The following is a 7768-nucleotide window of genomic DNA, read 5'->3' as shown; positions in this document are numbered from 1 at the left end:
CTGTTGTCCGCTGGGTCGCTAGAGTCAGAAGCATCGCTGTTGTCCGCTGGGTCGCTAGAGTCAGAAGCATCGCTGTTGTCCGCTGGGTCGCTAGAGTCAGAAGCATCGCTGTTGTCCGCTGGGTCGCTAGAGTCGGTAGCATCGCTGTTGTCCGCCGGATCACTGCTATCCGTTTCATCTTCCACTCGGCAGCTATCATTGCAACCGTCGCCATTGGTTTGATTGCCGTCATCACATTGCTCATCTGGATTACGGTAACCATCACCGCAGTCATTCGCACATCCGGTATAAAGGGCAGCCACAAAAACAATAGAAAGGGCACGGATAATCATGAAACTCTCCTAGAATTACCAGCACAGAGTAAACCCTAAGCTTTGCCAGAAGCAAGAGTGGAGACTTGGGGATGTTGGAAGGCAGCGAGAACATAGAGAAATCATAAGGGACCCTACACAGAAACTTATACCACCCAAGGTTGTATTAGATTTTTTTACGAACCATTCTCCTCATTGCCTTTTAACGAGAGGAAGCGCTAAACTCTCCGCAGCTCGATAACGTCATACTGAGCACACCTGCAAACCAAGGAAATGTTATGCCCTTCCAGCGACTTCGCCCTTATCTTCTCTGCGCCCTCGCCTTTTCACTTGTCACCGTGACCGGATGTAAAAAAGACGAGACAGCAATCACGGAGACGACACCTGGGGATAACACTGGAGATAACACTGGAGACAACACCGGAGACAACACCGGAGATAACACTGGAGACAACACCGGAGACAACACCGGAGATAACACTGGCGATAACTCGGACACCGACCTATCCATAGACGACTACTACGGCACGAATGTCCCCTCCTTTATTAACGACACCCCCACAGACTACCAACTCTTCGACACCAACGTTTTGTTTCAGGGCGGACTCGATGGCATCAATCACGAATACACAGCTGAGCTGGGCGCGGGGAAATTCTCGTTCAACCGAATCTACAGAGCGTCGCGTCACGGGCTAAGCCTGGGCGAACAATTTGGGATCTTTCATTGGTGGTTAAGGTCCTACGGCAACAATTCCATTGAAGGCGGCGTGTGGGTCAACCCGAAGGCTGCCGGTCCTCATTACTACCCTACTCTGCATATCGCCGGTATTGGTGATCAGTACCATGCATGCAACGACGTACAATTTGGCAGCGGACTCTACGAGAGATTCGTAGGAGACCGGTGGCTCACCATGGTGCAAATCTCTAATCAGGTCCTCACGGTGCCTGGTGTAAACATCGCTTTTGATAAAGACCAAGAACCCTACGAAGATGACAATGGCCTTTGGATTGGATGGGGCTGGAGTTACTTAAACCTAGACCACCCCCGGGACTATAAATTCTGGATGAGCTTCATCGAGTCTTACAACTATCAAGGTCCAGTCAACGGGTACCTGCCCGAGCACTTCAACTGGATTGACCCTGATAAAATTGAAGATGGTAGCTTTCAAGAGCGACGCGATTCTCAAAACCCATTTGGTACCTTCGCCACCCTGGGCTCCAACCGTGATGGTGGCATTGCCAATGAGCAATACAGCCAAGGTCTCGACTTTGGCAACGACACCTATTACGTCCCCGTTCCGCGAATGCCCAACCAAAAAGACCGTGAGTACATTGTCTCCCACATGCAAAGCATCGAGTCTGAAGCTATGGAAAACTACTCCAACGCGCTTAAGACAGGTGGCACCTTCAATAGCTTGATTGATACGGAGTTCCTATCATTTGAAGGCCTCTACCAAAGCACCCACAGTCGCCTGAAAGTAAACGAAACCATTAACAACGAAGAACACCTCACGGTGATTGAACCGCCCTACACGGTGGGGTTCGACAGCTACCGCGGCTATGTTGATTGGGATACATCCAGTGCCGTGGCCCAGCAAGCAAGAGCCGACAACAATGGCTACATGCATTACCGCAAACTCCAAGACAAATGGACCGTTGAACAAGGAGCCGGAGACAATTACGTGAACCACCCTCATATTTACCGCAGCGAATTAATTGCGCCGGTGGATTCAACCATCCGTGTCCCTCAGGTGACCAATCAATTCTTCAGCTACAAAGAGCGTGATACCGCACACCCGGACTTTACGAATTGGGACATCACCGGGAAGACCCGCTACCAAACGCTCTTACAAAATGGTTCTACCGCAACTTACGTTTGGTTTAGATTTATCGAGCAACCCGCAATGAAGACCGCACGGCAAAACTGGCCAGCCATCTATACGGATGCTTACCTGGAAACGCTTCAGTCCTATATTGAAACTCTGCACACAAAGATTGCGGGGAGTTCCAGCCTAAACCCGAGCGACCCAGTTTTCATCAATTACCGAGCACCTGGAGAAGCGGATGCCTTTGATCCCAATCTTGTACAAATTGACCCAGGGCAGATGGTTTCTGCTCCGGAAGGTTTCCAGATAGGATACGTGCCAGTGGTTATCAGCGTTTATCATCCTGAAGAATACAGTATGAACGGAATTGGTATCCAGGTAGCTCCTGATGAGCCTTGCTCAAACAGCGACTGGACCAATACCTATTATCCAGACATCCCTTAGGGCTCTCACTTCCAGGTCAATGCTCTTTGAATGGGTTGGATTTACGCATAATGGAAAAGGTAGGCGACAGTTGAGTATAGGGGGGCCTCGTCGTGTCGCCCGCCTTTTCCGGGAGCATTTTGTGGGGATAAGCTACTGAGTTAGAATATCAGCGCTCAAAGAGCAGAGCGCCCTCGGTTAAGTTCACTTTTACTGGTCATCACCGTAGGCCGCTTCATAACACGCATCGGGATTGGCATCAGGCTGGCCCAAGCACTCGTAGTAAGCGCAATACTCAGGGTTGGTGATGCAAAACTGGCTCGGTGGTTCCTCGCAAGGTTCTTCACCTGTGTTCTCACAAGCGCTGGGATCCTGGCAATTCAAGAAAGACTCAGTACAGTTGTGCGGAACGTCGATGCAGGTCGATGCACAGCAGTCACCGTCATCCCAGCCGCACGCGTCGTTGTTATTCAAGTCATCACACCAGCCGTCGCCAATCCATTCAGAAAGGCAACCGTTGGCATCAATCTCGTTCTCGCTTGGTTCTTCGGCACTGCCTTCATCGTAAGACTCACAGATTGGGTCTTCTGGGAACATCTCGCAATACTCTTGATAGGTCACGCAATTCTCAGGATACATTTCGCAGTACAACTCAGGGTCACAAAGTTCCGGAAATTGCTCGCAATCCTCTTGGTTGTAACAAGCCTCTGGGTACATTTCACAATACTCTTCCAACGTGATTTCAACGTTGTCTGGTGCTGGTTCACATTCACCGGTGCTCTCACATGCTTCGGGATCCATGCATATCCACTGATAATCACCACAGGTGTACTCCCTGTCTTCGCAAGTCGATGGGCAGCAATCACCGCCGTCCCAGCCACATGCTTCGCTGTTGTTTTGGATGTCACACCAGCCATCGGATAACCAATCGCCGATACACTCTGAGTCGGAGGCTGTGGAACCACTGCCCGATGAGCCCGCGTTGGAATTATCTTCCTCTTCAGCGCTTTCAATGCTTTCATAATAGGCTTCCCAGCAGTCCTCTACGTCGAGTTCCGCATCACTTTCCGCCAAACCGAAACATTCGTATAATGCGCAGTACTCGGGATTGGTCATGCAGAAATCACTCACGGGTGCTTCACATGGCTCTTCGCCCGTGTTTTCACAGGCTGCCGGATCGAGGCAACTGTCTACGAAGTCGTTCGCGTTACAGCTTGCGCTGCCGCCGCAGGTCGAAGCACAGCAGTCGCCGTCATCCCAACCGCACGCGGCGTTGTTGTTCAAATCATCGCACTGGTTATCTCCGGCCCAACTCGCAACACACCCTTCGGAGCTGGCACTAGACCCAGCATACTCTTCGCAAATCGGGTCTTCTGGATACATCCCGCAATATTCCTCATAAGTAATGCAGTTATCTGGATACATTTCGCAGTAGAGTTCGGGGTCGCAAAGCTCAGGGAACTGCTCGCAGTCGTCGGTGTCATCGCAAAATTCGGGGTACATCTCGCAGTATTCTTCGTAAGTGACCTCGATGTTGTCGGGTGCGGGTTCACATTCACCGGTGTTTTCACATGCGCCTGGATCCATACAAATCCACTGATAATCGCCGCAGGTGTACATGCTGTCTTCACAAGTCGACGGGCAGCAATCGCCGCCGTCAAAAGAGCACGCTTCACTGTTGTTCTGGATGTCGCACCAACCATCGGAGATCCAAGTATCAACGCACGAAGCTTCAGACTCATTGGAGCTGTTGGCATCATCAGCCGGGGTATCTCCAACCTCGAGGCTACTTCGTGTATCCCCGCGGAACTTCTCCTCGACACCAATCGTGGTTTCAGGGCTGGAACAGGCCCCTGTTAATAAGGCACAAATAAAGGCTACAGATACTCGATACGTCATGATATCCCCGCTAGTTTCGACTTCTTAATAATCCCTACAACTAAGGTACGAACTGGCCATAAAAGCGACAACCGCACATGCCTCTTTAAAAATGCATTCTGTCATTGCACCGACCACAATAATCCATGCGAGGGTACTGAGGCTGTGCAGGAGCTGTCTCTCGCACTTCCCAATAGTCCCCAAGAATCAGCGAGCTTACAAACACCTACGTCGTCTCCAAGTGTTCCAAAAGTGTCTTCGCGGCCAGTTTCCCAAGCTTATCCGATGCCGCTGGACTGGCCCCCGTGATCAGCTTGCGGTCCACACAGCAGGTGTCATCGCCCTTTTTATTAACGAGCTTAGCGCCCAAGCTCTTTAGTTGAGCACCCAACTGCCAAGGCATATGCCCGGGTAGGTAGCCAATCATTGGGGTCTGCTTATCCACTGAGTCGGGAAATACTGCCATCTCATAACCCGAGTAGAGAAAGTCGTGTCCCTCGAGCGAGGTCGCAAGCAGTGAACCCGGCCCGTGACAGATACTAATGGTGAACAATTCCCGCTCGTGAGCCAAACGAAGCATCGCTCCCACGTTCCTATCGTGGGGGATACCCAACATCGCACCATGGCCACCGGGAACGAACACCGCCGCGTAAAAATCCCCTCCCGTTCTGAGTTCCTCGAGAGCTTCGGGCAGCGCCCGTGGATTTTCAAAGCGAGGCTTTAGCTCTGCGTAGAGACCCATCACGGCAGTGTCTTTGGTGGGCATGGCCCACATCTCGAAGACGACTGGCTTACCACGAGGAGTGGCAACCTCGAAGTCGAAGCCCGCATTTTTCAGGTGCAGCATGGGTACCAGTGCTTCGACCGGGTGATTACCGGTTGAGAATTCTCTACCGTTTTTCATCGTCATATTCTTGGTTTCTGTGAAAACAACCAAGACTTTGGAGCGCTTACCTTTGTAGGTATTGTAGGCCACCGGTTTGTAGTCGGTGACATCTTTGGTTGCGAGCTTCAGTGCAAGTTTCGAGGGCCGAAAAGACCCGTCCTGCTCTTGTTGGGGTTCGAGCCCGAATAGGGACTTAAGCATCTAACAATCCTTTTTAATAGAAACGAAATAGTGGTGGCGCCACATGCCCATTATTGCTATTTTGATATTAATACTCTGTTTTCAGGCATGCAACCGACCAAGGGACATCACTTTATTGCGAAACAGACAATAATGATCAAAAGAAAGACACCATGGATAAACTCAAAGCCATACGCTTTTTTTTAAAACTGTGTGAGACCCTAAGCTTCAAGGGAACCGCCGCCCATTTCGGTGTACCGCCCTCCACCGTTTCGCGCTCGCTCAAAGCTTTGGAAGAAGAGCTTGGAGTCTCGCTTGTTGAGCGAACAACCCGTCGCATTCGGCTAACGGAGGCCGGCGAATGGTATCGCGACGAAGTGGCTGGACCCCTACGGGCTTTGGCGGCTGCAGATGACATGGCGAAAGCCCAATCACAGGAACCCGCTGGAATTGTTCGCATCACCGCACTACCGGGTTACGGTGAGATTCGTTTGTTTCCTGCGCTGGACCGGCTTCGTGCCGAATACCCCCACATCGTCTGCGACCTAGAATTTACAAACGGCTACCTTGATCTCTCTTCGGGCGAAATCGACATTGCAATCCGCTCCACGGCGCAGCCACCAGATTATCTTGTGGCCAAACGCCTTCACGACAATCGATGGATATTGGTAGCATCCCCAGAATACATTGCTAAAAACGGTCAACCGAAAACCTATTCCGATATTGAGAATCATCCCGCTCTCGCCTACCGCGGGCCTCGTGGAGTGACGTCATGGCTGGCCATCCTTCACTCCGGCGAGGTTGTCACCACCCCGAGAAATCTAAGATTAATAACCAACGACGGTATGCAAATCATCAAGGTCACCGAGGCGGGTGAGGGAATCGCTTTCTTGCCACATTGGGGCGTCTCACAATCAATCGCCGAAGGAAAGCTCCAAGAGATTACGCTAGACGATGCTCGTATCAGCCTTTCGACCGGTCCCGAACCGAGCATCTTTCTCCTTTATGACCCCTCAAGAGCTCGCCTGGGCAAGATCCGTGCAACGGTGAACTTTTTGCGGGAAGCTTTAAGTGATCCTTAAGCCAGGAGAAGGCGAGAATCAGTTTATGAACACCCTATAGTTGGCTCCCTACACCTGGCTCATGCCGGGTCGTTCCCCAAATGATCGACTGAGCAGCCTCTAGCAATCTCGTTTTTAAATTTCTTCATCTGTCGAAACACCCCTACGCTGGGTGCTCAATGGCTCTCGTGGCTTTCACAATCATCATCACGACAACGAAAGTCCCAGGCTTCCTGGTTGCGACTCAATTGAGAAAGAGAGGCCTCCAAAGACCCGCCGCATGACACGCACCGAAGCACCTCAAGAGCTTCATCAATGTCGAATTCGTTGGTCTCGGGCAGACTCTTGAATAGATGGGCGTGACGCTCTAACCACTTCATTGGATGGACCGAACCTCTCCTCAACCATCGGTGTTGGGGGGATTTATACATCTGAGATTATAGATTCAGCCGGCACTATTACTATAAACGATACAGACGGTAAGCTTTTTTGAAGGCCCCCACGCTTATAGATCAGGGCCAACCCGCCCCACTGCCGACCATCGCCTATTCGAACTCCGACTCTAAGCGGCGCTTCGACGTAAATCGTTTCCGGTGCTTGTGGCTTACCGTATTGGCTCGTTTGCGCCAGCGACGAAAATCACGTGGACTCACAAGCCGGCGCATGCGCCGAATCACCTCGTTTTCAGTGAGTTGGGTCTTCTCCCGAATCTCCTCAAAAGTGATGCGGTCCGCCCAAGCAGCCCAAACAATCCAGGCATCGGTGCCCGCCGCCGGTTCTGTTTTTTTAACTCTTGTTAACGGTCGATCGCTGTTTTTTCTCATCTGCCATCTCCTCTTCCATGCTCTCCCTTAGCCAGCCCCAACATCCTCTGCCACCCTGGAAGACAAATAAAATGACACCGGAACGCTATGGGGCTGACTCAACCTCTGCGTTTTGAAATCCTTAGCGTTTGTGGTTCGTAAACGCGGCGTTTTTAATGTATGCTCTGGGCTAATCAATCTGCCTATATACGGGTGGTTGCGTGATGTTAGGACCATTCGATGCCATTTTCTGAGCTTGGGTTGACCCAAGAGACCAATCTAGCCCTTCAAGAAAAAGGCTACACAGAGCCAACGCCGGTGCAAACGCAGGTCATCCCTCTGGTGCTTGAGAAGAACGATGTTGTGGCCTTAGCTCAAACCGGGAGCGGAAAAAGTGCCG

Annotated in this window: 8 protein-coding genes; 3 read left to right on the top strand and 5 right to left on the bottom strand. The window is 51.3% G+C overall.

Annotated elements, in window-relative coordinates; genetic code table 11:
• The coding region (locus HOK28_08650) for a DUF4215 domain-containing protein (protein MBT6433145.1) at positions 1-332 on the bottom strand (332 nt) is incomplete at its 3' end.
• A gap of 257 nt (positions 333-589) precedes the next feature.
• Here HOK28_08650 and HOK28_08645 point away from each other — a divergent pair.
• A complete protein-coding gene (locus tag HOK28_08645; GenBank protein ID MBT6433144.1) occupies positions 590-2581 on the top strand; it encodes a hypothetical protein in 1992 nt (663 codons plus the stop codon).
• A gap of 189 nt (positions 2582-2770) precedes the next feature.
• Here the strand turns inward: HOK28_08645 and HOK28_08640 are convergent, their stop codons facing one another.
• Together HOK28_08640 and HOK28_08635 are read right to left on the bottom strand one after the other, a co-directional pair.
• On the bottom strand, positions 2771-4459 hold the full coding sequence (locus HOK28_08640) for a hypothetical protein (GenBank protein MBT6433143.1): 1689 nt from the start codon (positions 4457-4459) through the stop codon (positions 2771-2773).
• A gap of 205 nt (positions 4460-4664) precedes the next feature.
• Entirely contained in the window at positions 4665-5525 is an 861-nt protein-coding gene (locus HOK28_08635; GenBank protein ID MBT6433142.1) for a protein deglycase HchA, read from the bottom strand.
• A 152-nt stretch (positions 5526-5677) separates the two neighbouring features.
• On the opposite strand from HOK28_08635, the gene HOK28_08630 reads away from it, so the two are divergent.
• Positions 5678-6586, top strand: a complete 909-nt coding sequence (locus HOK28_08630; protein ID MBT6433141.1) for a LysR family transcriptional regulator — start codon at positions 5678-5680, stop codon at positions 6584-6586.
• 155 nt (positions 6587-6741) lie between these two features.
• On the opposite strand, the gene HOK28_08625 is transcribed toward HOK28_08630, so the two are convergent.
• Positions 6742-6945 carry a hypothetical protein gene (locus HOK28_08625; protein MBT6433140.1) on the bottom strand — a complete coding sequence of 68 codons (204 nt, stop codon included), beginning with the start codon at positions 6943-6945 and terminating at the stop codon, positions 6742-6744.
• A 165-nt stretch (positions 6946-7110) separates the two neighbouring features.
• The gene (locus HOK28_08620; protein ID MBT6433139.1) at positions 7111-7389 is read right to left on the bottom strand and encodes a DUF2805 domain-containing protein; all 279 of its coding nucleotides are present in this window, start codon (positions 7387-7389) and stop codon (positions 7111-7113) included.
• Between the two features lie 219 nt (positions 7390-7608).
• On the opposite strand from HOK28_08620, the gene HOK28_08615 reads away from it, so the two are divergent.
• A partial coding sequence (locus HOK28_08615) for a DEAD/DEAH box helicase (GenBank protein MBT6433138.1) occupies positions 7609-7768 on the top strand: 160 nt, incomplete at its 3' end.

This window comes from Deltaproteobacteria bacterium, from assembly GCA_018668695.1.
Lineage (GTDB): Bacteria > Myxococcota > XYA12-FULL-58-9 > XYA12-FULL-58-9 > JABJBS01 > JABJBS01.
The sequence above is the reverse complement of the archived record's forward strand: the minus strand, read 5'-3'. Positions and strand labels throughout refer to the sequence as shown.

Bases quoted from the DNA above. Each gene is read 5' to 3' on its own strand.
- HOK28_08645 (MBT6433144.1), top strand. From the start codon at position 590: ATGCCCTTCCAGCGACTTCGCCCTTATCTTCTCTGCGCCCTCGCCTTT.
- HOK28_08625 (MBT6433140.1), bottom strand. From the start codon at position 6,945: ATGAAGTGGTTAGAGCGTCACGCCCATCTATTCAAGAGTCTGCCCGAG.
- HOK28_08635 (MBT6433142.1), bottom strand. From the start codon at position 5,525: ATGCTTAAGTCCCTATTCGGGCTCGAACCCCAACAAGAGCAGGACGGG.
- HOK28_08640 (MBT6433143.1), bottom strand. From the start codon at position 4,459: ATGACGTATCGAGTATCTGTAGCCTTTATTTGTGCCTTATTAACAGGG.
- HOK28_08620 (MBT6433139.1), bottom strand. From the start codon at position 7,389: ATGAGAAAAAACAGCGATCGACCGTTAACAAGAGTTAAAAAAACAGAA.
- HOK28_08630 (MBT6433141.1), top strand. From the start codon at position 5,678: ATGGATAAACTCAAAGCCATACGCTTTTTTTTAAAACTGTGTGAGACC.